This is a genomic window from Meridianimarinicoccus roseus (genome assembly GCF_003172915.1).
GTDB classification, from domain to species: domain Bacteria; phylum Pseudomonadota; class Alphaproteobacteria; order Rhodobacterales; family Rhodobacteraceae; genus Meridianimarinicoccus; species Meridianimarinicoccus roseus.
Genome location: NZ_QGKU01000012.1, coordinates 1 through 26,089, shown reverse-complemented (window position 1 = coordinate 26,089; position 26,089 = coordinate 1). Strand labels below are relative to the sequence as shown.

Here is a 26,089-nt window from a genome sequence, read left to right as displayed (position 1 = left end):
GCCAGCAACTCCGGTCCGCCATGCCCTTGCGCCACATCCTTCACGTCCTTCTGATTTGCCTTGCCGCACTGTGTTCTGCAGCCCTTGCGCAGGCCCATGAAACTCGTCCGGCGGTGGCCGACCTGACGATCGGCGCGGCGCAGGTCACGCTGATCGTCACCCTGCCCCTGGAGCCGGTCCTCGCCGGGGTCGACCTTGGCAGCGTCACCGACACCAATGACAGCCCCCGCGCGGCGGAGCACGACGCGCTGCGCGCTTTGCCCGCCGCCGCCCTGGAGGACCGGATGCGCGCGGCCTGGCCCGCGCTTGGCCGCCTGTTCAGGCTGGAAAGCGGCGGGTCGGTTCTGCCGCTGGCAGTGGTCGGCGTCACCGTGCCGGAAGGCATCCCGCGCGATCTGCCGCGCGACGGGCGGCTGACGCTCGTGGCCGATCTGCCGGCAGGGGGCGCGCCGGTCAGCTTCTCTGTCGCGCCGATGCTGGGGCCGCTGATACTGCGCCAGACCGGCGAAGGAGGTTATACCGGCTATCTCACCGGCGGGGTGTCCACGCCGCCGTTGGAGCGCGCGGGCCGCGCCGGGCTTGACGGCCTGGGAAGCTATGTCGTCGCGGGCTACCGGCACATCGTCCCGCTGGGCGTCGATCACATCCTGTTCGTGCTTGGGCTGTTCTTCTACTCGTCGCAGCTGCGGCCGCTGCTGTTGCAGGTCACCGCTTTCACGCTGGCGCACACCGTGACGCTGGGCCTTGCCACCTTCGGCATCTTCGATCTGCCGCGCGCGCTGGTGGAGCCGCTGATCGCCGCGTCCATCGTCTGGATCGCAGTCGAGAACATACGCCAGCGCGGGGTGGTGCCGAGCGCGGAAAAAACCCGCGTCCGGCTGGTCGTGGTGACCAGCTTCGGGCTGCTGCACGGGCTGGGCTTCGCGGCGATGCTGGCGCAACTGGGCCTGCCCGAGGGCGCGCGCCTCGCCGCGCTGGCGGCGTTCAACATCGGGGTGGAGCTGGGCCAGCTCGCGGTGATCGCGGCGGCCTTCGTGACGGTCGGCCTGTGGTTTCGTGCCCGGCCCTGGTATACCGCGTGGATCGCGCGCCCCGCGTCCGCCCTGATCGGGCTGGCCGGAGCCTACTGGCTGATGACCGCGCTGCTGTGACTCGCCGGGTTGGCACAGGTCGGCGCAGCACCGGCCCGCCTCGGTCCGGACCAGTGCGCGGGTGGAAGGCTGTCAGGCAGTGTCAGCGTCCCGTTCGTCCTGCGGGTCATCGCCACCACCCGGCGCAAGCCTGCCGCGATACCCGCGCGCGACGACGAACTTCTCGGAACTGTCGGACCGGCTGGATGGCGGCTTGACGTTCGACACCTTGTCGAAACGCTGCTTGAGAAGGGTCTGCAACTGCCCCTCCGCACCGCCCGCCAGCACCTTCGCCACGAAGGTGCCGCCCACGTCGAGAACATCGAAAGCGAGTTCCGCCGCCGCCTCGCACAGTGCGACAATGCGCAAATGGTCGGTCTGCTTGTGTCCCGAGCTTGCCGCCGCCATGTCCGACATCACCACGTCCGCAGGTCCGCCAAGCCAGTCCTTGACCTGAGCGTCCGCCCCGTCGGCCATGAAATCCAGCACATGGATCTCGGCGCCGGGGATCGGGTCCACCTCCTGCAGGTCCAGCCCGATGATCCGCCCGCGCGCCTTGCCCGCCTTCTCGCCAAGCGCGTTGATACGCGGCACCGCAACCTGCAGCCAGCCGCCCGGCGCGCACCCGAGGTCCACGACCCGGGCCCCGGGAACGAGAAACCGGAACTGGTCGTCCAGATCCATGATCTTGAAGGCCGCGCGCCCGCGATAGCCTTCGGCCCGCGCCCGCGCCACATAGGGGTCGTTGAGCTGGCGCTGCAGCCACTTCGTGGAGGACATCTTGCGCCCGCGCGCCGTCTTGACCTTCACGAAAAGGTCGCGCTGGCCGCGCCCGCTGGTCTTCTTGGCCATCTCAGGCTCCCTTTCCGCCGGACTTTCCCGCCGGACTATCCGCCGTCGGAAACACGCCGTCCCGGCTCATCTGTGCATAGAGAAGCCCCTCGCGCAGCCCACGGTCCGCCACCGACAGCCGGTCGGTCGGCCACAGCCGCAGAAGCGCCTGCAGGATCGCGGCGCCGGGCATGATCAGCATGTGCCGGTCGCGCCCGATCCGCGCGTCGTTCTTGCGCCCTTCGGGACCAAGCCGCAGATAGTCGCGGATCACCGCGTCGATCTGGTCCGAAGTCAGAACCAGCCCGTCCACCAAGGCCCTGTCGTATCGGCGCAGCCCGAGATGGGAGGCCGCAACCGTCGTGACCGTGCCCGAAGTGCCGACGATCTGAAAACCGGCCTTCTGGTGAATACCGGCATAGGGGATGAAGTCGGCCAGATTCTCTTCGAAATACCAGCTCATCAGCGCGAAGGCGCCCGCGTCGTCCTGCACGTCGGCAAAGCGGTCGCGCAACGTTGCCACGCCCAGCGGGACCGATATCCAGTCCACCACGCGCGCGCCGAAACCGGCATCGGCGAAGGAACAACCATGCAGCGAAAGCACCGCTGCCGACCGCCGTTCGGGCGCGACATCCGACAGGTCGATCCAGACCAGTTCGGTGGACCCGCCGCCGATATCGACCACCAGCAACTGGTCCGCGCCGGTATGCACCAGCGGACCGCAGCTGACGACGGCGAGGCGGGCTTCTTCTTCGGGTGTGATGACCTCAAGCTCGAGGCCGGTTTCCCGGCGCACCTGCGCGATGAAGGATGCCCCGTTGCGCGCACGGCGACACGCCTCGGTGGCCACCAGCCGCATCTTGCGCACCTTGTGCTGGTCGAGCTTGCGCTGGCACACGCGCAGCGCCTGCACAGTTCGGCGGATCGACAGGCGCGAAAGAGTTCCCGACGACTCCAGCCCGGCGCCAAGTTGAACAGCCTTCGAGAAGCTGTCGATGATGCGCACCTGATTGCCGTCGGCACGGGCGATCAGCATGCGGCAACTGTTTGTTCCCAGATCGAGCGCCGCATACGGCTCTTTCCGGACGACGACCTTGGGGCCGCGATCAACCGTTTCCGGGATCGCGGCCGCCTGGCCGGGACGCTTGGGCGTCATTTGCGCCCTCCATTTTCAGTTGAGCTAAATGTAAACATCCCACCGGTGCGACGCAAGCGGCGTCACCGCGTCGCTGGAAGCTCCCGCCATGTCGAAATTCGACCGCGCCGAAGCAGGTTGGCCTGCTAGCGCTGGGGAAAGCAGCGGCGCGAGGGAGACGGGCCATGTCGGGGATCACGGTGGTCTATTGGCGGGACATCCCCGCGCAAGTGCTGGCAGGGCGCGGCCGCGCGGCCACGAAGCTGCCGCTGCCCGAACGGTTCGAGCAGGCGATCGACCGCGCCGCCATGCGCAGCGGGGCGGCCGGAACCGATGAGTACCTCGCCCAGTGGCGGCGTGCGCCGGGCGCGCCCGATCTCGGCTCCGATGCCGCGCAGGCTGCCGAACGGCTGGTGCAGGACTACGACGATGCGCGCCTGAAAAGGCTGGTCGAGAACAATGGATGGGGCTGACCCCGCCCGGAACGGAGACGTGACATGGCCCTTGTGAATTTCCGCCGCCCCCGCGACACGGCCGCCGCCGCGGACCAAGCTGCGCTCGCCGACCTGCTGGACGGCCACTCGATCGAGGTGATGCCGCGCACCGCCGCCGGAATCGCCGATTTCCCGGCGCTGCTGCCGCGCGGCACGCGGGTCTACATCGCGCATATCGACGGCACGCCGATCGACGAGATGGTGGCGACCGCGGCGCGGCTGGCACGGGACGGGTTCGACGTGATGCCGCATTTCCCTGCGCGCAGCATTCCCGACGCCGCCACGCTGGACGACTGGATCGCGCGCTACCAGGGCGAAGCCGGGGTGCACCAGGCGCTTCTGCTGGCGGGCGGGCGGGATACGCCCAGCGGCAGTTTCGACAATTCGATGGAACTGCTCGGCTCCGGCGCGTTCGACCGTGCGGGCTTCACCCGCCTGCACGTGGCCGGCCACCCCGAAGGCAACCGCGACATCGACCCGGACGGGTCGGACCGCGCGGTGATGGACGCGCTGCGCTGGAAACAGGCCTTCGCCGACCGCAGCGATGCGCGCATGGCGCTGGTCACGCAGTTCTGCTTCGAGGCGGACCCGGTGATCGCATGGGCGGACCGCCTTCAGGCCGAGGGGATCACCCTGCCGATCCATATCGGCATCGCCGGTCCGGCGAAACTGCAGACGCTGATCCGTTTTTCCGTCGCTTGCGGTGTCGGCGCATCGCTGCGCGTGCTTCAGCGCCGGGCGCGCGACGTCACCAAACTGCTGATGCCGTTCGAGCCAACCGAGATCCTGACCGCGCTGGCACGGCACAAGGCGGCGAGCCCCGGATTTGGGATCGAACGGGTGCACTTCTTCCCGCTTGGCGGTATTGCTGCGGCGTGCGAATGGGCCACCGCCCGTTCCGAGCCCCGGGAGAGACCGTGACATCGCCAGACCAGCCGACCGCCGCCCTGCTTTTCGATCTCGACGGCACCCTGATCAATTCAGACGTCCTGCATTTCGAGGTATTCCGCGACCTCTTCGCCGAGCGCGGCCGCGAGATCGATGAAGCGTTCTACCTGCAGAACGTGCATGGCCAACTGAACGCCGACATCTTCGCTGTCCACCTGCCCGGCGAGGACGCCGCCGCGCTTTCGGACGACAAGGAAGCCCGGTTCCGCGACCGGCTGGATGCCGACGTGCCGCCGATGCCCGGCACCGTCGCCCTGCTCGAAACGGCGCGCTCCCGCGGCTGGGGGCTGGCCGTGGTCACCAACGCGCCGCGCGTCAACGCTGCGACAATGCTGGCCGCGATCGGACTGACAGATGCGTTCGACACCATCGTGATCGGCGAGGAATGCACCCGCGCCAAGCCGCACCCGGACCCGTATCTGGCGGCGATGGAGGCGCTCAAGGTGCCGCCCGCCGCCTGCCTCGCCTTCGAGGACAGCCCGTCGGGCCTGCGTGCCGCGCGCGCCTCTGGGGCATACACGGTCGGCATCCGCTCGTCTTTGCAGGATGCGCCGCTGCGCGCCGCCGGGGCGCAGGCGACGCTGGCAGATTTCACCGACCCCGACCTCACCCCCCTTCTCGACCGGCTGAAAGGATAAGCCCGATGACCAGAACGACCGTCGAATCCGCCACCCGCACCGTGACCATCGGGTTCGACGAGCCGTTCTGCGTCATCGGCGAGCGAATAAATCCCACCGGCCGGAAGAAGCTCGCGGCCGAACTCGAGGCCGGGGACTTCTCGACCGTGGAACGCGACGCGCTGATGCAGGTCGCCTGCGGGGCGATGGTGCTGGATGTGAACGCGGGCGTTGTCTACAATTCCAATCCCAACCCGAACGAAACCGAACCGCCGCTGATGGGCCGGATGATCGAACTGGTCCAGGGGCTGGTCGACGTGCCGCTCTGCATCGACAGTTCGGTGCCAGGCGCGCTCGAGACCGGGCTGGAACTGGCCAGTGGCCGTCCGCTGCTGAACTCCGTTACCGGAGAGGAAGAGCGTCTGGACGCGATCCTGCCGCTGGTGAAGAAATACAACGTGCCCGTCGTGGCGATCTCGAACGACGACACCGGCATTTCCGAAGACCCCGACGTGCGCTTCGCGGTGGCGCGCAAGATCGTGCAGCGCGCGGCCGATTTCGGCATCCCGGCCCATGACATCGTCGTCGATCCACTGGTGATGCCCGTGGGCGCGATGGCGACCGCCGGGCGGCAGGTCTTCGCGCTGGTGCGCCGCCTGCGCGAGGAGTTGGGCGTGAACACCACCTGCGGCGCGTCGAACATCAGCTTCGGGCTGCCGCACCGGCACGGGATCAACGCGGCCTTTTTGCCGATGGCGATCGGCGCGGGCATGACCAGTGCGATCATGAACCCGCTCCGCCCGGTCGAGATGGAGGCGATCCGCGCCGCCAATTTCCTGATGGACCATGACGCGAACGGCAGCGCGTGGATCGGCTTCTCGCGGATTCTCGACGCCGTGGCCGAAGGCGCCGATTTCGCCGAAGCCAGCCAGGCAGCGCAGGCCGCAGGAAGCGGGCGCGGCGGGCGCAGACGCCGCCGGGGCTGACACGCTGCCCGCGCGGTCCGAAAACGACGCGCTACATGCCGCAAACCGCGCCGACCGCACGCTGCGCCCGTCCTATGCGGGGGCGACGTAGGCGAACGCAAGGGAGGTGCGCGATGCTTGACGAAGACCGGGTCACCGAACCCTGCGTTCTGGCCGCGAACGATCTGCCGATCGAACGGTTCGCGGACCCGTCCTATGGCACGGTGTCGTGGCAGACGCTGTTCACCGCCGACCGCACGCCGACGCGCGACCTGACCTGCGGGCTGGCGCATCTTGCGACGGGCGACTGCCTCGCACTGCACCGTCACGCGCAGGCCGAGATCTATTTCGGCGTGTCCGGCACGGCGCGGGTCATGATCGACGGCACCGCCCATGCGATCGGGCCCGGCGTCGCGGTTTTCATCCCCGGCGGCGCGGTGCATGGCATTTTCGCCGACACCGAGGCCGCGCAGTTCTTTTATGCCTTCGCCACCGACAGTTTCGCGGACGTGGAATACCAGTTCCTCGCCGACGCGGCGCCGGAACTGGTGCCCGCCGATGTCGCAGCGGACCCGGCAATGCCCGATTTGCTGGACCCCACGCCGGAAATCTACCTCGGCGATTACCCGGTACAGTGACCGGCGCAGCGACGGGTGCGGCGCGGGCCCGCCGCGTCGCTGCCGTCCGCAAAGGGTCGCTGACGGCGCAGGACGAGGGGGCGCAGGCGTGCTGATCTTGGCCTCAACCGCCGCCCTACCGATGGACGCCGCCCCGTGACCGAGGACGTGACCCCGACCCCGCTCCCAGATCCGCTCGTGATCTTCCTGCCCTCGGGCAAACGCGGGCGCTTCGCACGCGGCACGCCGGTCCTGACGGCGGCGCGGCAACTCGGGGTGGACCTCGATTCGGTCTGCGGGGGGCGCGGCATCTGCTCGCGCTGCCAGGTCGCCCCGGCAACGGGCAACTTCGCCAAGCATGGTGTGACAGTCACCGCCGACGCGCTGTCGCCGTGGAACGCCGTAGAGGAACGCTACCGCGCAAAACGCGGCCTTGCACACGGGCGGCGGCTGGGCTGCCAGGCCACGGTTCAGGGTGACGTCGTGATCGACGTACCGCCCGAAAGCCAGATGCATCGCCAGATCGTGCGCAAATCGGCAGGCGACCGGGTGATGGCGATGGACCCCGCCACGCGGCTGTTTGTCGTAGACGTGGCCGAACCCGACATGCACGATCCGTCAGGCGATTTCGACCGTTTGCGCGCGGCGCTGACCGCGCAATGGGGCGTTGCCGACACGTTGCGCTGCGATCCGGCGCTGCTGCCGCGCCTGCAGGGCGTGCTGCGCAAGGGCGGCTGGCAAGTCGCAGCCGCCGTGTTCGACGACGGCACCGAAGCGCCTCGCCTTGTCGGCCTGTGGCCGGACCTGCCGGCAGGCGGGCTATACGGGCTGGCGATCGACCTCGGTTCCACCACCATCGCGGCGCATCTGTGCGATCTGACCGCCGGGTCGGTGGTCGCGTCAGGCGGCGTCATGAACCCGCAGATCCGCTTCGGCGAGGATCTGATGAGCCGTGTGTCCTACGCGATGATGAACCCAGGCGGCGCGCAGGAGATGACGGCGGCGGTGCGGACCGCACTCGATACGCTGGTGCGCGATCTTGCGGCAGAGGCCGGGATCGATCCCGCGCTGCTGGTCGAGGTGGCGCTGGTGTGCAACCCGGTGATGCATCATCTGCTGCTGGGCATCGACCCTGTGGAGTTGGGGCAGGCCCCCTTTGCGCTGGCGCAGTCGGGCGCGCTGCGGATGGCGGCGCGCGATCTCGGGCTGGGCGCGCTCGCGCCCACAGCGCGCGCTTACGTCCTGCCCTGCATCGCGGGCCATGTCGGCGCCGATGCCGCCGCCGTAGCGCTGGCAGAAGCGCCGGACCGCTCGGACGACCTTGTGCTCGTCGTGGACGTGGGCACCAATGCCGAATTGCTGCTGGGCGACCGCAGCCGCGTGCTGGCCTGCTCCTCGCCCACCGGCCCGGCGTTCGAGGGCGCGCAGATCAGCGCGGGCCAGCGCGCCGCGCCCGGCGCGATCGAACGGGTCCGCATCGACCCCGCAACCGGCGCCGCGCGGCTGCGGGTCATCGGCAGCGACCTTTGGTCCGACGATCCGGGCTTCGACGCCGGGCTGCCGGGCGGTCGCATCACGGGCATCTGCGGCTCCGGCATCATCGAAGCGGTGGCCGAAATGCGCATGGCCGGATTGCTGGATGCGAGCGGCCTCATCGGGTCGCCCGGCGCCACCGGCTGCGACCGCATCGTGCCAGACGGGCGAACCTTTTCCTACGTGCTGCATGACGGGCGCGCTACGGGCGGGCCGCTTATCGCGGTCACACAGGGAGACATCCGCGCGATCCAGCTCGCGAAATCCGCGCTTTATGCCGGGGCACGACTGCTAATGGACGAATTCGGCACGCAAGGCGTGGACCGGGTGGTGCTGGCCGGGGCGTTCGGCGCGCATATTTCGCCGCTGCACGCGATGGTGCTGGGCATGATCCCGGATTGCGCGCTGGACAAGGTCCGTTCGGCCGGCAACGCGGCGGGCACCGGCGCGCGGATGGCGCTATGCAGCCGCGCGGCGAGGCGCCAGGTCGAAACGCTCGCCACGCGGATCGTCAAGGTCGAGACCGCCATCGCGCCGCGCTTCCAGGAGCATTTCGTCGCCGCCAACGCCCTGCCCCATGCCGCCGATCCGTTTCCCCTTCTGCGCGCCCATACGCCGCTGCCGGATCCGTCCTTCGGCGCTGCTGCGGGGGGCGGGCGGCGCCGCGCACGCGGACGCGCCAACACCTCGGATACGCCGGGCGGGCGGACACAGGAACAGGCTTGACCGGACCGCGCCGCAAGGCTAATCCCCGCGCTACGCGGGTGTAGCTCAATGGTAGAGCAGCAGCTTCCCAAGCTGACGACGAGGGTTCGATTCCCTTCACCCGCTCCAATCCATCTTCACCGCTGATCCGGCCGCATCATGTGCCCGGTGCATGGCACGCCGCGATTTGCGCTACGGTTCCGTGCGACGCAGGAAAGCGTCGGGAAAGCCCTGACCGCGCAGATCGCGCCGGGCCGCAGCGGCCGCGGCCTCATCCTCGAAGGGACCCGCAAAAAGTACGAAGAGGCGCGGGAAGTCCTGCCGCAACAGGCTGTAGCCCTGCCCCGACAGGTCGGCGGCGATCCGGTCCGCCGTGCTGTTCGCGGTGAACGCGCCAAGCTGCACGTAGATGCCCGGCATCGGAAAGGCGGGAACCGCATCCGCCCGGCTGGGCGGGATGCGCGGCAGCGCCTCGGCGGCGGAGCGTTCGATGCTGGGCTCAGCGCCGCAGACCGGCGTGCCCGCCGGGTCGAGCCGCTGCGCCCAGACGGTACGCGCGCCCAGTGTCGCACGGTGAAACACGCAGCCCGCGCTGTCCACGTAGACATCGCCCGTGAAATCCGCGGGCGGAGTTTCGGCAGGGGACGCGGCGGCCGCTCCCGCCGCGGCCGCCAGCAGCGCCGCTGCCGCCCACCGACTCATTTTGTGCCGAACATCCGGTCGCCCGCATCGCCCAGACCGGGATAGATATAGCCCTTCTCGGTCAGCCCCGTGTCCAGCGCAGCGGTCACGATCGGCACGTCGGGATGCGCCTCCTTCATCCGTGCGACGCCCTCGGGCGCGGCCAGCAGGCACAGGAAGCGGATGTTCGTGGCGCCCGCCTGCTTCAGCAGATCGATGGCCGCGGCCGATGAATTGCCGGTCGCCAGCATGGGGTCCACCGCGATCACCAGCCGGTCGGCCAGCCCCTCGGGCACCTTGAAATAGTATTGCACCGGCTGCAGCGTCTCCTCGTCGCGGTAAAGGCCGACGAAGCCGACCCGTGCCGAGGGAACGAGTTCCAGCACCCCGTCCAGCAGCCCGTTCCCCGCGCGCAGGATGGAAATAAGCGCCATCTTCTTGCCGTCGATCACGGGCGCGTTCATCGGCATCAGCGGCGTGTCGATCGCCTTGGTGGTCAGGTCCATGTTGCGCGTGATCTCGTAGGCCAGAAGCTGGCTGATCTCGCGCAGGAGCTGGCGGAACTTCGCGGTGGAGGTGGTCACGTCGCGCATGTGCGTCAGCTTGTGCTGTACCAGAGGATGGTCGACCACGGTCAGGTGCGGAAGATCGGTCGGGTCACTCATCGGCGGGCTCCAGTTGCTTGATCAGGTCGGCGCGCGTGGCCGCATCGCAGAACGCGGCACCGGCGGCGGTGCGGTTGATAGCGGCAAATGTCGCGGCGTCCCAGCCAAAAGCGTCCGCGAGCCGGGCGTATTCGCGCCCCAGCGCTGTGCGGAAGAAGGGCGGATCGTCGGTCGAGAGCGTTACCGGCACGCCCGCGCCGCGCAGCCGGTTCACCGGGTGCGCCGCCCAGCCTGGATAAACGCCAAGCGCGATGTTCGAACCCGGGCAGACCTCCAGCACGATGCCGTCGGCGGCCAACCGCGCGACCAGCGCCGTATCCTCGATCGCGCGAACGCCATGCCCGATGCGGGTCACGCGCAGGTCGTCCAGCACCGCGCGCACCGAGGAAGGGCCGTCCCATTCCCCGGCATGGGCGGTCAGGCCCAGCCCGGCCTCGCGGGCCATGTCGAAGGCATAGGCGAAATCGCGCGGTCGGCCCGCCGTCTCGTCCCCGGCGAGGCCGAAGCCGGTGACGAAAGCACCCGCCGTCTCGGCGGCGCAAAGCGCGGCACGTTTCGCTGCGTCCGGCCCCGTGTGGCGCACGGCGGTGGCGATGATCCGCAGCCGCGTTCCCAGGCGCGACTCGGCCAGCGCCGCCGCGTCGTAGGCCGCCGCCACGTAGTCGCGCCACGCCGCCACGTCGCCGCCACCGCAGAACTGCGGGCACAGGAACGCCTCGGTGTAGATCACGCCCTGTTCGGCCTGCGCCTCGAGCACCGCAAGGGTCAGCCGGTGGTAATCCTCGGGACCGCGCAGCACTGAAGCCGCGGCCTCGTAGACCTCCAGGAAATGAGCGAAATCGCGGAACGCGTAGCCACCATCGGGTGCGAATATCTGCCCGATATCCACATGACGGCGCTTCGCGAGATCGCGGATGAAGCCGGGCGGCGCCGCGCCTTCGAGATGCAGGTGCAACTCGATCCGCGGTCCGTTATCGGTGGCAGACCCGTCCCCGCCAGCGCCAGCGGCGCCGCCTTCTCCATTGTCCATCACAGGAAACTCCGTCCCGGCCCCTGCGCGGGCACACCCAGATGCGCGGCCACGCTCGCGGCCACGTCGACAAAGGCGCGCACCCCAAGGGGCCCGCCCTGCACGCCCGGGCGCAGGCCCAGCACCGGCACCCGTTCGCGCGTGTGATCTGTCCCCGGCCAGGTCGGATCGTTTCCGTGATCGGCGGTCACCAGCAGCAGGTCGCCTGGCCGCAGCGTGTCGGCCACACGGCCGAGCCCGGCATCGGCCGATTCCAGAGCCCGCGCATAACCCGCCACATCACGCCTGTGCCCGTAGAGGCTGTCGAACTCCACCAGGTTCACGAAGGTCAGCCCGCCATCGGGCGCAGCCACAACCGCCGCCTTCAGTGCGTCCATCAGCGCAGCGTCGCCGCCAGTCACCACGCTGTCGATCCCCTGCCCCGAAAATATGTCGCCGATCTTGCCGATCGCATCAACCCGCCTGCCCGCGCGCTGCACCCAATCGCACAGCGTTGGCGCGGGCGGCGCGATGGCATAGTCGTGGCGATTGCCCGTCCGGGTGAACCCTCCCGCCACATCCCCCCTGAAGGGGCGCGCGATGACCCGCCCGACTTTGCGGTCATGCAGCACCGGTGCGAGCGCGGCGCATAGCCGGTGCAGCCGGTCCAGCCCGAACGCGTCCTCGTGGGCGGCGATCTGGAAAACGCTGTCGGACGAGGTGTAGCAGATCGGCCAGCCGCTGCGCAGATGCTCGGCCCCGAGCCGCGAGATGATCTCGGTGCCAGAAGCGTGGCAGTTCCCGAGGATGCCATCGGTGCCTGCCAACCGCGCGGTCAGCGCCGTCAGTTCGGCATCGAAGGCCGGCACCGCGCGCGGAAAATAGTGCCACTCCCACGGCACCGGCACGCCGGCCAGCTCCCAATGCCCCGACGGGGTGTCCTTCCCGCGCGAGACCTCTTGCGCACAGCCCCATAGCGCCCCGTCGCGCAGCACCGCGCCGCCCGGTGTGCCCTCTGCAGCCAGCGCCATCGCGCCGCGCAGCCCGAGGCTATCCAGCACCGGGGTGCGCAGTGGGCCGCTGCGGCCGTGTTCGGCCCGGCCCGCGGCACAGGCCTGCACGATATGCCCCAGCGTGTTTGCGCCCGCATCGCCGAAGGCCGCCGCATCCGGCGCACCGCCGCAGCCCACGCTGTCGAGCACGACAAGGAATGCCCGGCGGGTCACGGGATGCGCCCGTGCACCAGCGGGGGGCCTGCACCCGGCCCGCCGATCTGGATCGCAGCGCGCACCGTTTCCAGCGCGGCCTCGGCATCGCTGTCACGCGCGGCATGGATCACCGCCAGTGGATCGCCAGGCGCCACAGCGGTGCCGAGGCTCGCCACCCCGGTCAGCCCGACCCGTGGATCGATCACGTCGTCCGCGCGCAGACGGCCTCCGCCCAGCCGGGCTACGACCTGCCCCAGCGCGACCCCGTCGATCGCGGCGACATGCCCCGCAACGGCAGCCGCCACGGGCAGGCAGACCGGCGCGCGCGGCAGATGGCGCGCGGGATCGTCCAGCAGCCGCGCCGGGCCGCCAAGCGCTTGCACCATCGCGCCGAACTTCTCGGCAGCCGCGCCTGATTGCAGCACCTCCAGCGCAGCGCGCGCGCCGCTCTTGGCATCGGAATGACGCCCGGCAAGCGCCAACAGCTCGCCCGCAAGCGCCAGCGACAGCGCGCACAGGCGGCTTTCGGGGCGCGGCGCGCGCAGCACCTCCAGCACGTCGGCCAGTTCGACCGCGTTGCCGACACTGGGCCCGAGCGGCTGGTTCATGTCTGTGATCAGCGCGCGGGCCCGGCAGCCCGCAGCCTGCGCTGCAGCGACCAGCGCGCGGGCCAGCGACTCTGCCTCGGCGCGGGTCTTCATGAAGGCACCGCTGCCGCCCTTCACGTCAAGGATCAGCGCCTCCGCCCCGCCGGCCAGCTTCTTGCACAGGATCGAGGCGGTGATCAGGCCGGGGCTGTCCACCGTCGCGGTCTCGTCCCGTATGGCATAGAGCCGACGGTCGGCGGGGGCGATGTCACCGCCTGCCCCGACCACGGCGCAGCCCACATCGGCGACGATGGCGCGCAGCCGCGCCTCGGACACGTCCGTGCGCAGGCCTTCCAGCGCCTCCAGCTTGTCCAGTGTGCCGCCGGTGTGCCCCAGCCCGCGCCCGGACAGGAACGGCGCATAGCACCCCAGCGCGGCCAGCACCGGCGCCACGACCAGCGATGTCGCGTCGCCAAGGCCGCCGGTGGAATGCTTGTCCAGCACCGGGCCCGGCAGATCCCAGTCAAGCACCCTGCCGGTGTCGCGCATCGCCAGCGTGAGCGCGGCGGTCTCGGCGTCGGTCAGGCCCGACAGGCACACGCCCATGGCGAAGGCACCAGCCTGCGCATCGCTGACCACACCACTCGCCAGCCCCCGCGCGAACCATTGCAACGCGGCCTCGCCCGGCGGAGTGCCGGCGCGAAGCCGGGCGAGGACAGTGGGCGCGTCCATGCCTCAGGTGTCCGGCATGTCGTCCGGGCGGAACGCGCCGGGCAGCAGGGCGCCGACCGTCGTCTCAAGCCGCGCGCCCGCCATGGTGGCCAAAGTGACCGGCGTGTCAGGATCCGCGAACTCCGCCAGCTTCTGACGGCAGCCACCGCAGGGCGGCACCGGGCGCGGGCTGTCCGCGATGACGGCGACGGCAGCGATGCGTGTCTCGCCCGCCGCGATCATCGCCGCGATCGCGCCCGCTTCGGCGCAAGTGCCCTCGGGATAGGCCGCGTTCTCGACGTTGCAGCCGACATGCACCGCTCCGCTCGCACCCAGCAGCGCCGCCCCGACCTGGAACCGCGAATAGGGGGCGTAGGCGCGCGCGCGTACTTCGGTTGCGGCGCTGACAAGATCCATGCGCGGTCTCCATTGCTGTGATGCGGCGCTGCGGCGTCGCTTGGGGACGATCCCGCGCGCCAGACTGCGGCGATGCGCGTGGCTTTGCAAGGGGCGGCGGCGCACGCAGGGCATGGCCTTGGCCGGACGGATCGGCTACGACCAAAGTCGGATGATCCGGAGAAGACAAATGACCACAGACGGCGGCGACAGCCTGCGCGAAGAAGCCCTTTACTACCACGAATTCCCGCGCCCCGGTAAGCTGGAGATCCGCGCGACCAAACCGCTGGCCAACGGCCGCGACCTGGCCCGCGCCTATTCCCCAGGCGTTGCCGAAGCCTGCCTCGAAATCGCCGCCGACCCGCTCGCCGCGCGGCGCTACACCGCCCGCGGCAATCTTGTCGCCGTGGTCACCAACGGCTCGGCCGTGCTCGGGCTCGGCAATATCGGCGCGCTGGCCTCCAAACCGGTGATGGAGGGCAAGGCGGTCCTGTTCAAGAAGTTCGCCAATATCGACTGCTTCGACATCGAACTGAACGCCGACGATCCCGAACGTCTGGCCGACATCGTCTGCGCGCTCGAACCCAGCTTCGGCGCGATCAACCTTGAGGACATCAAGGCCCCGGACTGCTTCATCGTCGAGGAAATCTGCCGCAAGCGCATGAACATCCCGGTATTCCATGACGACCAGCACGGCACAGCCATCGTCGTCGGCGCGGCCGCCACCAACGCGCTGCGCGTCGCGGGCAAGGACTTCGGCGACATCAAGGTCGTCTCCACCGGCGGCGGCGCGGCCGGCATCGCCTGCCTGAACATGCTGGTGAAGCTGGGCGTCAAGCGCGAGAACATCTGGCTGTGCGATATCCACGGGCTGGTCCACGAAGGGCGCGAGCAGGACATGAACCCGCAGAAGGCCGGCTTCGCCCAGGCCTCGGACCTGCGCACGCTGGACGACGTGATTGAGGGCGCGGACCTGTTCCTCGGTCTGTCGGGACCCCGGGTGCTGAAGCCCGAAATGGTCGCCCGTATGGCCGACCGCCCCATCATATTTGCGCTGGCCAACCCGACACCGGAAATCATGCCGGACCTCGCCCGCGCCGTGGCGCCCGGCGCGATCATCGCCACCGGCCGGTCGGACTTCCCGAACCAGGTCAACAACGTGCTGTGCTTCCCGTTCATCTTCCGCGGCGCGCTAGATGTCGGCGCGTCCGAAATCAACGACGCCATGCAGATCGCCTGTGTGGAAGGCATCGCCGCGCTGGCCCGCGCCACCACCAGCGCAGAAGCGGCCGCCGCCTACCAGGGCGAACAATTGTCCTTCGGGGCCGACTACCTGATCCCCAAACCCTTCGATCCGCGCCTGATGGGCGTGGTCGCCAGCGCGGTCGCGGGGGCCGCGATGGCCTCTGGCGTGGCCGAACGCCCACTGGAGGACCTGAAGAAGTACAAGGCCGATCTGGACGGGTCGGTGTTCAAGTCCGCACTGATCATGCGCCCGGTGTTCCAGGCAGCCGCGAAGGCCAGCCGCCGCATCGTGTTTGCAGAGGGCGAGGACGAACGCGTGCTGCGCGCCGCCCACGCGGTGATCGAGGAAACCACGGAAACCCCAATTCTGATCGGCCGACCCGACGTGATCGCAACCCGCTGCGAACGCGCAGGGCTGACGATCCGGCCCGACGTTGACTTCCAAGTGGTGAACCCGGAAAACGACCCGCGCTACCGTGACTACTGGGAAACCTATCTCGCGCTGATGGAACGGCGCGGCGTGACCCCAGACCTCGCCCGCGCGATCATGCGCACCAACACCACCGCCATCGGCGCGATCATGGTGCAGCGCGAGGAAGCCGACAGCCTGATCTGCGGCACCTTCGGACAGTATCTGTGGCACTTGAACTACATTACGCAAATCCTTGGTACAGAACATCTTCAGCCTGTCGGCGCGCTGTCGCTGGTGATCGGCGAAGGCGGGCCGCTGTTCATCGCCGACACCCACGTGAACCCTGAACCGACCCCGGAACAGCTGGCCAGCACGGTCATCGGCTGCGCCCGGCACGTGCGCCGCTTCGGCGTGGAACCCTCCATCGCGCTGTGTTCCTCCAGCGAATTCGGCAATCTCGACACCCGCTCCGGACGCACCATGCGCGCGGCGCTGGACCTGCTGAACAGCGCGCCGCGCGACTTCGCCTACGAGGGCGAGATGAACGTAGACACTGCACTCAGCCCGACGCTGCGCGAACGGGTGTTCCCCCATGCCCGTTTCACCGGTGCCGCGAACGCGCTGGTCTTCGCCAATTCCGACGCGGCCTCCGGGGTGCGCAACACGCTCAAGGCGCGCGCGGGTGGGCTTGAGGTCGGGCCGATCCTGATGGGCATGGGCAACCGCGCCCACATCACGACGCCCGGCGTCACGGTGCGGGGCCTGCTGAACATCGCCGCAATCGCCGGAACGCCGGTCGCCGAATACGGCTGACCCGCGTCGGGATCAGGAACGCTGCGCGCGCCTTCGCGCTTCACGCACTGCGCGCGCGGTATTTGGCGCCGTTGTCCGTCAGGACCAACCGAAAGAAACATCGGCGCTACAGGTTAACCGTTCCGGCCCGGGCACTGCCACCGCGTTAGCGCGAAACGTGACGACCGGGCGCATGGGTGTGCGCTTGCCCAATGGCCCTCCGCTCTCGTATTCAATGACGGTCCGGAGCAGGAGGGAACGCTATGGGATACAAGCAGACATACGCGGCATGGCAGGCCGACCCCGAAACGTTCTGGATGGAGGCCGCCCGCGCGATCGACTGGGACCGCGCGCCCAGCAAGGCCCTGTTCGACGACAATGCGCCGCTCTACGAATGGTTCGCGGACGGGATGGTCAACACCTGCTGGAACGCGGTGGACCGCCATGTCGAGGCGGGCAATGGCGACCGCGTGGCGATCATCCATGACAGCCCGATCACCCATTCCAAGCACGCGATCACCTATTCCGAACTGCGCGACCGGGTTGCAAGCCTTGCCGGTGCGCTACGCGCCAAGGGCGTGGAAAAGGGGGACCGCGTCATCATCTACATGCCGATGGTTCCCGAGGCGCTGGAAGCGATGCTGGCCTGCGGGCGGATCGGCGCGATCCATTCGGTCGTGTTCGGCGGATTTGCCGCGAACGAACTGGCCGTGCGGATCGACGACGCGCAACCGAAATGCATCATCGCCGCCTCCTGCGGCCTCGAGCCGGGCCGCGTCGTACATTACAAGCCGCTTCTGGATGGCGCGATCGAAGGCGCCTCCCACAAGCCGGACTTCTGCGTCATTTTCCAGCGCGAACAGGAAGTCGCGCACCTGGAAGACGGGCGCGACGTGGACTGGCACGCCTTCCAGTATGGCGTCGAACCGGCGGATTGCCTGCCGGTGGAAGGCAATCACCCGGCCTACATCCTCTACACGTCGGGCACCACGGGCGCGCCCAAGGGCGTGATCCGCGCCACAGGCGGGCACCTCGTCGCACTCGACTGGACGATGACCAATGTCTACGGCGTGGCGCCGGGCGAAGTGTTCTGGGCGGCCTCCGACGTGGGCTGGGTCGTCGGGCACAGCTACATCTGCTATGCACCGCTGATCCACGGCTGCACCACCATCGTTTTCGAAGGAAAGCCGGTGGGCACGCCGGATGCCGGCACGTTCTGGCGCGTGATCGAGGAACACGGCGTGTCTGTGTTCTTCACAGCACCGACCGCCTTCCGCGCGATCAAGCGCGAGGACCCGAAGGGCGAATTCCTGAAGAAGTACGACCTGTCGCGCCTGCGCGCGCTGTTCCTCGCCGGTGAACGGGCCGATCCCGACACGATCACGTGGGCGCAGGACATGCTCGGCGTGCCGGTGATCGACCACTGGTGGCAGACCGAAACCGGCTACGCCATCGCCGCCAACCCGATGGGGATCGAACACCTGCCGGTCAAGATCGGCAGCCCGTCGGTGGCGATGCCCGGCTACGACGTGCAGATCCTAGACGAGGGCGGGCACCAGATGAAACCGGGCGAGCTTGGCGCCATCGCCATCAAGCTGCCGCTGCCGCCCGGCACGCTGCCCACGCTCTGGAACGCCGAGGCCCGGTTCCGCAAAAGCTATCTGGAACATTTCCCAGGCTATTACGAGACGGGCGACGCCGGCATGATCGACGAGGACGGGTATCTTTACATCATGGCGCGCACCGACGACGTGATCAACGTCGCCGGGCACCGGCTGTCCACCGGCGGGATGGAAGAGGTGCTCGCCTCCCACCCGGACGTGGCCGAATGCGCCGTGATCGGTGTCGCGGATGATCTGAAGGGCCAGTTGCCGATGGGCTTCGTGTGCCTGACCAAGGGCGTGGACCGCCCGCACGAGGACATCGTGAAGGAATGCGTGACACTGGTGCGCCAGAAGATCGGCCCGGTCGCGGCGTTCAAGCTCTGCGCGGTGGTCGATCGACTGCCGAAGACCCGTTCGGGCAAGATCCTGCGCGCCACGATGGTCAAGCTGGCCGATGGCGAGCCGTTCAAGCTGCCCGCGACCATCGACGATCCCGCCATCCTAGACGAGATCCGTACCGCGCTCGAAGGGCTGGGCTACGCGCGCACCCCGGCCACCGCGACCTGACGCCTCAGGCGGCGGCTTGCCGCCTCAGGCATCCTGCGCGCCATGCCCGTGATGGGTGTGGCGCGGGTCCATCATGCCTTCTTTCACGCCTTTGCGGATCAGAACAACGTTCACCGGCCAGGCCGCCAGCAGCCCGCAGGACAGCGACAGGATGAGCGAGGTCCAGAACAGCGTCTCGCCCATCTCCGCGCCGCCCGCGACATAAAGGCCGATGAGGATGGCGACCAGTTCCATCACCGTGATGCTCGGTGTCTCGGCGATCGCGGCATCCTTCATCGCCTGCCGGAAAGCCACACCGTTCTGCACCATCGGCCCGACGGTCAGGGCGAACCCGAAAAGATAGGCCAGCGCAAAAGTTACGATCGCCGTCGTCCAGTTGCCCAGCCCGAGCAGCCCCGCAGCCAATGAGACACCGACGATCTCACCCATCCCGCAGCCCGAATAGCAATGCGCCACCGACCGGAACGCGCGCCGCGCGGTGCCGTCGGACGAGATCGCGCTGCGCCCCGTCAGCCAGTAGATCGTCAGCCCCAGCGGCCCGGAATAGGCAACGGTCAGCACCCAGACCGCCTTCATCAGGCTCATGAGGTGGCTGTTGTTCTCGCGAAGATCGCGCACCACGATGACCAGCGACACCGCAACCGCGGCGAGCCAGACAGCAAGCACGATCGGCTGTGAAAGAAACTCGATCATGGGACCATCCTTTCTCCCACGACCAACGTGTGCCTACTCGAACTGTTCCCGCAAAAGCCGTTCTTCAAGACCGTGACCGGGATCGAACAGAAGCCGGTGGCGCACTTGCGGCTCGCTCTCGACCTCGACCCACAGAACGTCGCGCACCGACCGGCTGTCGGCATCCGCCATCACCGGGCGTTTCTCGGGGTCGAGCACGTCGAATCGCACCCGCGCCGCCTTGGGCAGCAGCGCGCCGCGCCAACGCCGCGGGCGAAAGGCGGCCATCGCGGTCAGCGCCAGCACCTCGGCGCCGATCGGCAGGATCGGCCCATGCGCCGAATAGTTGTAGGCGGTCGACCCTGCGGGGGTGCTGACCAGCGCACCGTCGCAGACCAATTCCGCCATCCGCTCTCGGCCGTCCACGCTGATGCGCAGCCGCGCCGCCTGCGGCCCCGCGCGCAGCAGCGACACCTCGTTGATCGCCAGCGCCCGGTGCTCCTGCCCGCCCGCAGTGCCCGCGCGCATCCGCAGCGGGTTGATCACCGCTTCTTCCGCCGACGCAAGCCGACCGTGCAGCCCGACGATGGAATACTCGTTCATCAGGAAACCGATGGTGCCGCGGTTCATGCCATAGACCGGCACGTTCAGGTGTTCGGTGCCGTGCAGCGTGCTCAGCATGAAGCCGTCGCCGCCGAGCGCGACGATCACCTCGGCAGCCTCGGGCGCCACGTGCCCGTAAAGCGACGACAACTCCCGCCGCGCGGCTTGCGCCACCGGCGACTCGCCCGCCAGAAACGAAATCTTGGTCATCGTCACCCGTCACCCTGCCCCTAGCGCGCAGCATTGACCCCGCGCCGCGACGAAAACAACCCCTTCAAACCGCTCCACATTTCGCAAACAGACCGAAAAGGGTCCCCTCAGGGTCTTTTTTTGCGCACCCGGCTGGCATACACACCTTCCAACGGCGATCCGCCGACACCGCTCAGAGGAGGGAAGAAATGAACGCACCCCATCGTGACACGGGCTTCTTCACCGAAGACCTGACAAGCCGGGATCCCGAACTGTTCGGCGCGATCACCAGCGAACTGGGACGCCAGCGCGACGAGATCGAACTCATCGCATCGGAAAACATCGTCAGCCACGCCGTGATGCAGGCGCAGGGTTCGGTGATGACCAACAAGTACGCTGAAGGCTATCCGGGGCGACGCTACTACGGCGGCTGCCAGTTCGTCGACATCGCCGAGAACCTCGCGATCGAACGCGCGTGCAAGCTGTTTTCCTGCGGCTTCGCCAACGTTCAGCCGAACTCCGGCAGCCAGGCCAACCAGGGCGTGTTCACCGCGCTGCTGCAACCGGGCGACACCATCCTCGGGATGAGCCTCGATGCCGGCGGGCACCTGACCCACGGCGCCCGCCCGAACCAGTCGGGCAAGTGGTTCAACGCGGTGCAGTATGGCGTGCGCGAAGACGACCTGCTGCCCGATTACGACCAGATCGAGAAGCTGGCGAAGGAACACCAGCCCAAGATGATCATCGCGGGCGGTTCGGCCATCCCGCGCGTGCTGGACTTCAAGCGCTTCCGCGAAATCGCGGATATGGTCGGCGCCTATCTTCTGGTGGACATGGCGCATTTCGCCGGGCTCGTGGCGACGGGCGCCTATCCCTCGCCCTTCCCCCATGCCCATGTCGCCACCACCACCACGCACAAGACCCTGCGCGGCCCGCGCGGCGGCATGATCCTTACCGATGACGAGGCGCTGGCAAAGAAGTTCAACTCCGCCATCTTCCCGGGCATCCAGGGTGGCCCGCTGATGCACGTGATCGCCGCCAAGGCCGTCGCTTTCGGCGAAGCGCTGCGCCCCGAATTCAAGACCTATATCGAACAGGTCGTGAAGAACGCGCAGGCGATGTCCGACCAGCTGATCGCGGGTGGACTCGGCACCGTTACCGGCGGAACCGACACGCACCTGCTGCTGGTGGACCTGCGGCCCAAGGGCGTGAAGGGCAATGCGACCGAGGTCGCGCTTGGCCGCGCGCACATCACCTGCAACAAGAACGGCATCCCGTTCGACACCGAGAAGCCGACCGTGACCTCCGGCATCCGGCTTGGCAGCCCGGCGGGCACCACGCGCGGCTTCGCCGAGGCAGAGTTCCGCCAGATCGCGGACTGGATCGTGCAGGTCGTGGACGGGCTGGCCGCCAGTGGCGGCGAGGGCGACGCGGCGATCGAGGCGCGGGTGAAATCCGAAGTGCTGGAACTCTGCGGCCGCTTCCCGGTCTACCCCACGCTCTGATCCTTTCGGCTATCGCTGCCCCGCGCGGGGCAGCGCGCGGCGCGTCTCCTGCCGGGAGCGCGCCGCTTGCGTTCCAGGCGGCCCTCTCCCCGGCGGGGCCGGGCCGCGCGGCACGGCATAAAGCGGTGTCAGCCGCCGGGGCCGATCACGCCGCGCCACGCGAGGAACCAGACCAGCACCGCGAAGAAGATCAGCAGGCCCAGCACCAGCCCGGCAATCTGTCCGAGCAGGCGGTCGGTGCGGGCCTTCGCCGGATCACGCCCACGCACGTGGCGGCGCAACGCGCGGTCCGCATTCTTCAGCCGGGTCCGGTCCACAAGGTGACGCAGCTTCGGGTGGCCCGCCATCGTCTCGGCCATCACGAGATAACGGGCCTCGCTGCGCATCCGCGACGGCAGTTCGCGCCCGGCCCGTCCGATCACCGTGCGCAGGTCGTCGCCCGGCACGTCCAGCTTCACGCCCAAGTATTGCGCCAGCGCCGCGTTGCGCTCGATGATGCCCCGGTATCTCATTGCCTTCCCCTTCCGCCTTCGGCCCCGATCCCGGCGCGAACTCCGGACGGGACTTCCACTGGACTCCTACAAGACTCCTACAGGGTTCTTACACCCGATTCCGGCGCTTGACAGCGCCACCGCGCGGCCCGGATAAGCGCCGCGACGACCAAAGGGAAATGCCCATGCTTGCAACCTATCACCACGGAACGGCCAGCGACGGCGCCCGCCCGCTGCTGATCGCGCACGGACTTTACGGGTCCGGCCGAAACTGGGGTGTGATCGCTCGCAACCTCGCAAAGGAGCGCCCGATCATCACCGTGGACATGCGCAACCACGGTGCCAGCCCGTGGACCGACCGCCATACCTATCCCGACATGGCCGCCGATCTTTCTGAAGTCATTGAGGAAAATGGCGGTGTGGCGGATGTGCTGGGCCATTCGATGGGCGGCAAGGCGGCGATGTGGCTGGCGCTGACGCAGCCCTCGCGGGTCGGGCGACTTATCGTCGCCGACATCGCTCCGGTGGCCTACGGGCACAGCCAGTTGCCCTACATCCACGCGATGCGGGCAGTGGACGTGGACACGATCGGCTCTCGCGGCGATGCAGACCGGCAGCTCAAGGACGCCGTGCCGGAACTCGCGATCCGCGCCTTCCTCGTGCAGTCCCTCGACGTGCCTGAGAAACGCTGGCGCCTCAACCTCGACACGCTCGAAGCCGACATGCCCGATATCATGGATTTCCCCGACACGTCGGACAGTTACGACGGAAAGGTTTTGTTCTTGTCGGGCGGCCGGTCGGATTATGTCCAGCCCGATCACCGCCCCCGCATCAAGGCACTGTTTCCGAAGGCGCAATTCGTGAAGATCCCCGGCGCAGCGCATTGGCTCCACGCCGAGAAACCCCGCGAATTCGAAGCCGCCGTCGATACTTGGCTGGCGGCCTAGGCCGCGTAAAGCCGCCGGGCCACCGCCACCGCGACCGGCAGCGCTGCAACCGCGCCAAGCGCCGCCGCAACGACGATGCCCTGAAGATCGTCATGTCCCATGACCAGCGCGACCACGATCGCGCTGCCCGCAAGTGTCGTGCCGATCAGCGAATACAGTAGGGAAGCAAGGCGCAACATGATGGACTCCATCGGTCGGTTAAAGATGGGCCCATCATATCTATTTAACCGCATGTGACCTTGATCCAGATCAGCCGCACAGGCCGAAAACCATATCGCGGTGCCATTTTCGGGCTTTAGCTGCGCCCCGTCGCCGCCTATGAGATATTGGTGCACAGGCCCCGTAGCTCAACTGGATAGAGCAGCCGACTTCTAATCGGCAGGTTGAGGGTTCGATTCCTTCCGGGGTCGCCAGTGCCTCATTATTGCCAATGCACCATAAGCTTGCGCGATTTGGCATTTTTTCATGCGCACCCCCTGTCGAGAGGCTCGGGGTGCCGTGTCGAAGGTTTCTTCTAGCACACTGGGTTAGAACGGTATCTCAGCATAACCCGTGGCTAGCGGTCACTTTCCTTCCTGAGATTTCAGGAGTGCCACAACCGGCTCAACGGCGTTGCGAAGATATACCGGTCCGACATCCAAGCCGTTCGGGCGGAACGGCTGGACCCCCTCGCTCTGCAGAACGGCCCGAATCGTGTTCAAATGCACACCGGTTTCGGCCGACAGCATCGATGGCGTCGTGTAGTTCGCCTCAAACGCAGTGATGTCGTCGCGGCTCATGCGCCATTCCCGACGCCTGGTCGTAGGATTCAAAACCAACATCGCAGGCGTGTTACCACCTCCGATCAGAGCCAAGAATTGACCTCTCCCCCGAATACCCGCCGACCGGGCGAAGGCCGCTGCTGCCATCTCTCCCTGGTTGATTGATGGCTTGCGCTTTGGCGCAACCCTCGCCTTGAACGCAGCAACCTCACTGATATTCACCGCAAGCCCGTGGTAGCCGAACACATCAGGACGCTGCCCAAGGCGCAGAGAACCCGTCCGAATGGCCGCAATGATCCCGCCAACAGGAAAGTCCAGCCGCTTGTGAACGCGTTGGATCGTCTCCCACCCTGGCTCCTCTGCGGCAACCGGCTGCGCATAGGCCTCCAACTCCTCAAGAAGAGCGTGGCCATCCGCAATCCGCCAAGGTGATTTGATCGTTGCGAAGTTGGTCCTCGGGACGAGGACACCGTCAGCCTTCAACCCGTTCAATTCGGCCAAGGTTGCGCCGATTGCCCGTCGCAGCGCAATCGGGCCAACCAATGTCGGGATTTCACCAAGAATGTTCTGCCAGACTTTCGCATCAAAGGTCTTGCGGGCATCGGCACGCGCGTCACCGGGCGCAAACGCGCCCGCTTCTGTCAAGAAATCATCCAGAACAGCCGGGCCGATGCGCGTTTCCTTGGATGCTGACGTTAGGGAGTGCAGGCGCCGCTCTGTCAGGTAGTGCCCCGCGGCGTGGTGTAAGAGGGCCGGCCTTCGGAGAGGCTCGAGTTGGTCAGGTCGCCACGGCGGGCAGTCTGACGTTGTGAGTATCGGTGATGCGGGCCAGCGACTCCAGCCCCATGTAACGGCGCGCGACGGCCCACTCGTCGTTGGTTTCGATCATCAGCGCGCCGACCAGACGGATGATGGCCGCGTCGTTCGGAAAGATCCCGACGACATTGGAACGGCGCTTGATCTCCTTGTTGACGCGCTCAAGCGGGTTGGTCGAGCTGATCTGCGCCCAGTGCTCCCTGGGGAAGTCCATGTAGGCGAGCACGTCGTCGCGGGAGGCGTCCATCATGGCGCCGAGCCGGTCATTCTTCTCACGGAGGGCGTCGGCGATGGCGTCCCACTGGGTCTCCGCCTCGGCCTTGGTCTCCTGGGCGAAGATCGTCTTGAGCATTGCGGCCACGGCGGTGCGGCTCTTGGCCGGGGCATGGGCGAGCGCGTTTCTGAGCCAGTGCACGCGACACCGTTGGTGGGTCGCATCGAACACTCGGCGGGCTGCGGCCCTGAGCCCCTTGTGATCGTCGGCCACGACGAGCTTCACGCCGCGCAGGCCGCGATCGGCGAGAGAGCGCAGGAAGCCAGTCCAGAACGTCTCCGCCTCGGAGGGGCCGGTGGCGACGCCGAGCACCTCGCGTCGGCCGTCCCCGTTGACCGCCACCGCGATTATTACGGCACGGCTGATGATCCGGCCGTTCTCGCGCACCCGGATGTAGGTTGCATCGAGCCAGAGATAGGGCCAGGCGCCCTCGAGAGGCCGGGTGAGGAATGCCAGCACGCGCTCGTCGATCTCGGCGCAGAGCCGACTCACCTGGCTCTTAGACACGCCACTCCCGCCCATGGCACGCACCAGATCGTCCACGGCGCGCGTCGAGACGCCGTGCACATAGGCTTCCTGGATGACGGCCACGAGGGCCTTCTCCGCCGTCCTGCGCGGTTCGAGAAAGCTCGGGAAGTAGCTGCCCTTGCGCAGCTTCGGGATCGCCAGGTCGATCCGGCCGGCGCGGGTCTCCCAGCCTCTCTCGCGGTATCCATTGCGCTGCGTGGTGCGCGCCGGTGTGCGCGTTCCTTTTGGCGCGCCCGTCGCAGCCTCGACCTCCATCTCCATCAGCCGCTCGGCGGCATAGGCGAGCATGTCGCGGACGAGATCCTCGTCGGCGGACTTCTCCACCAGCTCCATCAGGGTCATTCTATCGTCGGTCATCGTCGTCTCCGGTTCGGTTCCAGGTTTCGCAACCCGAACCTTCTCCGAAGACCGGCGATGGCCGCCAGCGTCACCGCCGGCCGCGCGCTGCGCT

25 protein-coding genes and 2 tRNA genes are annotated in these 26,089 nt (G+C 68.0%); 13 read left to right on the top strand and 14 right to left on the bottom strand.

Features of this window, described 5'->3' with window-relative positions; all coding sequences use genetic code 11:
- Nucleotides 1-20 precede the first annotated feature (20 nt).
- The gene (locus DKT77_RS02935; protein WP_109810249.1) at nt 21-1,151 is read left to right on the top strand and encodes a HupE/UreJ family protein; all 1,131 of its coding nucleotides are present in this window, start codon (nt 21-23) and stop codon (nt 1,149-1,151) included.
- 72 nt (nt 1,152-1,223) lie between these two features.
- Here DKT77_RS02935 and DKT77_RS02930 read toward each other — a convergent pair whose 3' ends face one another.
- Nucleotides 1,224-1,982 carry an RlmE family RNA methyltransferase gene (locus DKT77_RS02930; RefSeq protein WP_109810248.1) on the bottom strand — a complete coding sequence of 253 codons (759 nt, stop codon included), beginning with the start codon at nt 1,980-1,982 and terminating at the stop codon, nt 1,224-1,226.
- A 1-nt stretch (nt 1,983) separates the two neighbouring features.
- Nucleotides 1,984-3,117, bottom strand: a complete 1,134-nt coding sequence (locus DKT77_RS02925; RefSeq protein ID WP_109810247.1) for a Ppx/GppA phosphatase family protein — start codon at nt 3,115-3,117, stop codon at nt 1,984-1,986.
- A 164-nt stretch (nt 3,118-3,281) separates the two neighbouring features.
- On the opposite strand from DKT77_RS02925, the gene DKT77_RS02920 reads away from it, so the two are divergent.
- The 7 genes from DKT77_RS02920 (at nt 3,282) to DKT77_RS02890 (ending at nt 9,104) form a co-directional block, all read left to right on the top strand.
- Entirely contained in the window at nt 3,282-3,569 is a 288-nt protein-coding gene (locus tag DKT77_RS02920) for a virulence factor (RefSeq protein ID WP_109810246.1), read from the top strand.
- Nucleotides 3,570-3,593: 24 nt separating this feature from the next.
- The gene (locus tag DKT77_RS02915) at nt 3,594-4,511 is read left to right on the top strand and encodes a methylenetetrahydrofolate reductase (protein ID WP_109810245.1); all 918 of its coding nucleotides are present in this window, start codon (nt 3,594-3,596) and stop codon (nt 4,509-4,511) included.
- Nucleotides 4,508-5,176, top strand: a complete 669-nt coding sequence (locus DKT77_RS02910; protein WP_238547648.1) for an HAD family hydrolase — start codon at nt 4,508-4,510, stop codon at nt 5,174-5,176. The genes DKT77_RS02915 and DKT77_RS02910 overlap by 4 nt, the downstream gene beginning before the upstream one ends.
- Before the next feature lie 5 nt (nt 5,177-5,181).
- Nucleotides 5,182-6,141 carry a methyltetrahydrofolate cobalamin methyltransferase gene (locus tag DKT77_RS02905; protein ID WP_109810243.1) on the top strand — a complete coding sequence of 320 codons (960 nt, stop codon included), beginning with the start codon at nt 5,182-5,184 and terminating at the stop codon, nt 6,139-6,141.
- A gap of 113 nt (nt 6,142-6,254) precedes the next feature.
- A complete protein-coding gene (locus DKT77_RS02900; protein WP_109810242.1) occupies nt 6,255-6,758 on the top strand; it encodes a cupin domain-containing protein in 504 nt (167 codons plus the stop codon).
- Nucleotides 6,759-6,893: 135 nt separating this feature from the next.
- A complete protein-coding gene (locus tag DKT77_RS02895; protein WP_238547647.1) occupies nt 6,894-8,996 on the top strand; it encodes an ASKHA domain-containing protein in 2,103 nt (700 codons plus the stop codon).
- Nucleotides 8,997-9,030: 34 nt separating this feature from the next.
- Nucleotides 9,031-9,104 (top strand) — tRNA-Gly (locus DKT77_RS02890).
- Between the two features lie 63 nt (nt 9,105-9,167).
- Here the strand turns inward: DKT77_RS02890 and DKT77_RS02885 are convergent.
- The 6 genes from DKT77_RS02885 to DKT77_RS02860 are packed head-to-tail and all read right to left on the bottom strand — an operon-like array spanning nt 9,168 to nt 14,367.
- A complete protein-coding gene (locus DKT77_RS02885; protein ID WP_109810241.1) occupies nt 9,168-9,677 on the bottom strand; it encodes an SPOR domain-containing protein in 510 nt (169 codons plus the stop codon).
- Nucleotides 9,674-10,321 (bottom strand): uracil phosphoribosyltransferase, encoded by a 648-nt coding sequence (gene upp / locus DKT77_RS02880; protein ID WP_109810240.1) that lies wholly within the window; start codon nt 10,319-10,321, stop codon nt 9,674-9,676. The genes DKT77_RS02885 and upp overlap by 4 nt, the downstream gene beginning before the upstream one ends.
- Nucleotides 10,314-11,351 (bottom strand): adenosine deaminase, encoded by a 1,038-nt coding sequence (locus DKT77_RS02875; RefSeq protein WP_109810239.1) that lies wholly within the window; start codon nt 11,349-11,351, stop codon nt 10,314-10,316. Before DKT77_RS02875 ends, upp begins: the two co-directional genes overlap by 8 nt.
- Nucleotides 11,351-12,556, bottom strand: a complete 1,206-nt coding sequence (locus tag DKT77_RS02870; RefSeq protein WP_109810238.1) for a phosphopentomutase — start codon at nt 12,554-12,556, stop codon at nt 11,351-11,353. Before DKT77_RS02870 ends, DKT77_RS02875 begins: the two co-directional genes overlap by 1 nt.
- Nucleotides 12,553-13,857 carry a thymidine phosphorylase gene (locus DKT77_RS02865; RefSeq protein ID WP_109810237.1) on the bottom strand — a complete coding sequence of 435 codons (1,305 nt, stop codon included), beginning with the start codon at nt 13,855-13,857 and terminating at the stop codon, nt 12,553-12,555. Before DKT77_RS02865 ends, DKT77_RS02870 begins: the two co-directional genes overlap by 4 nt.
- Before the next feature lie 3 nt (nt 13,858-13,860).
- Nucleotides 13,861-14,367, bottom strand: a complete 507-nt coding sequence (locus DKT77_RS02860) for a cytidine deaminase (protein ID WP_109810236.1) — start codon at nt 14,365-14,367, stop codon at nt 13,861-13,863.
- 55 nt (nt 14,368-14,422) lie between these two features.
- On the opposite strand from DKT77_RS02860, the gene DKT77_RS02855 reads away from it, so the two are divergent.
- Nucleotides 14,423-16,702 carry an NADP-dependent malic enzyme gene (locus DKT77_RS02855; protein ID WP_109810235.1) on the top strand — a complete coding sequence of 760 codons (2,280 nt, stop codon included), beginning with the start codon at nt 14,423-14,425 and terminating at the stop codon, nt 16,700-16,702.
- A 242-nt stretch (nt 16,703-16,944) separates the two neighbouring features.
- Nucleotides 16,945-18,852 (top strand): propionate-CoA ligase PrpE, encoded by a 1,908-nt coding sequence (gene prpE, locus DKT77_RS02850; protein ID WP_109810234.1) that lies wholly within the window; start codon nt 16,945-16,947, stop codon nt 18,850-18,852.
- Nucleotides 18,853-18,876: 24 nt separating this feature from the next.
- Here the strand turns inward: prpE and DKT77_RS02845 are convergent, their stop codons facing one another.
- Nucleotides 18,877-19,545 carry a DUF4396 domain-containing protein gene (locus DKT77_RS02845; RefSeq protein WP_109810233.1) on the bottom strand — a complete coding sequence of 223 codons (669 nt, stop codon included), beginning with the start codon at nt 19,543-19,545 and terminating at the stop codon, nt 18,877-18,879.
- Between the two features lie 33 nt (nt 19,546-19,578).
- Nucleotides 19,579-20,337 carry an NAD kinase gene (locus DKT77_RS02840; RefSeq protein WP_109810232.1) on the bottom strand — a complete coding sequence of 253 codons (759 nt, stop codon included), beginning with the start codon at nt 20,335-20,337 and terminating at the stop codon, nt 19,579-19,581.
- Between the two features lie 188 nt (nt 20,338-20,525).
- On the opposite strand from DKT77_RS02840, the gene glyA reads away from it, so the two are divergent.
- A complete protein-coding gene (gene glyA, locus DKT77_RS02835) occupies nt 20,526-21,821 on the top strand; it encodes a serine hydroxymethyltransferase (RefSeq protein WP_109810231.1) in 1,296 nt (431 codons plus the stop codon).
- 128 nt (nt 21,822-21,949) lie between these two features.
- On the opposite strand, the gene DKT77_RS02830 is transcribed toward glyA, so the two are convergent.
- Nucleotides 21,950-22,333 carry a hypothetical protein gene (locus tag DKT77_RS02830; RefSeq protein ID WP_109810230.1) on the bottom strand — a complete coding sequence of 128 codons (384 nt, stop codon included), beginning with the start codon at nt 22,331-22,333 and terminating at the stop codon, nt 21,950-21,952.
- Nucleotides 22,334-22,497: 164 nt separating this feature from the next.
- On the opposite strand from DKT77_RS02830, the gene DKT77_RS02825 reads away from it, so the two are divergent.
- A complete protein-coding gene (locus DKT77_RS02825; protein ID WP_109810229.1) occupies nt 22,498-23,259 on the top strand; it encodes an alpha/beta fold hydrolase in 762 nt (253 codons plus the stop codon).
- Here the strand turns inward: DKT77_RS02825 and DKT77_RS02820 are convergent.
- Nucleotides 23,256-23,438, bottom strand: coding sequence for a hypothetical protein (locus DKT77_RS02820; protein ID WP_109810364.1), 183 nt, complete (start codon nt 23,436-23,438; stop codon nt 23,256-23,258). The two genes, DKT77_RS02825 and DKT77_RS02820, sit on opposite strands and share 4 nt — an antisense overlap.
- A gap of 157 nt (nt 23,439-23,595) precedes the next feature.
- On the opposite strand from DKT77_RS02820, the gene DKT77_RS02815 reads away from it, so the two are divergent.
- A tRNA-Arg gene (locus DKT77_RS02815) sits at nt 23,596-23,672 on the top strand.
- A gap of 150 nt (nt 23,673-23,822) precedes the next feature.
- Here the strand turns inward: DKT77_RS02815 and DKT77_RS02810 are convergent.
- Both DKT77_RS02810 and DKT77_RS02805 read right to left on the bottom strand, forming a co-directional pair.
- A complete protein-coding gene (locus tag DKT77_RS02810; protein WP_109810228.1) occupies nt 23,823-24,665 on the bottom strand; it encodes a hypothetical protein in 843 nt (280 codons plus the stop codon).
- 133 nt (nt 24,666-24,798) lie between these two features.
- A complete protein-coding gene (locus DKT77_RS02805) occupies nt 24,799-25,995 on the bottom strand; it encodes an IS256 family transposase (RefSeq protein WP_109809696.1) in 1,197 nt (398 codons plus the stop codon).
- Nucleotides 25,996-26,089 lie beyond the last annotated feature (94 nt).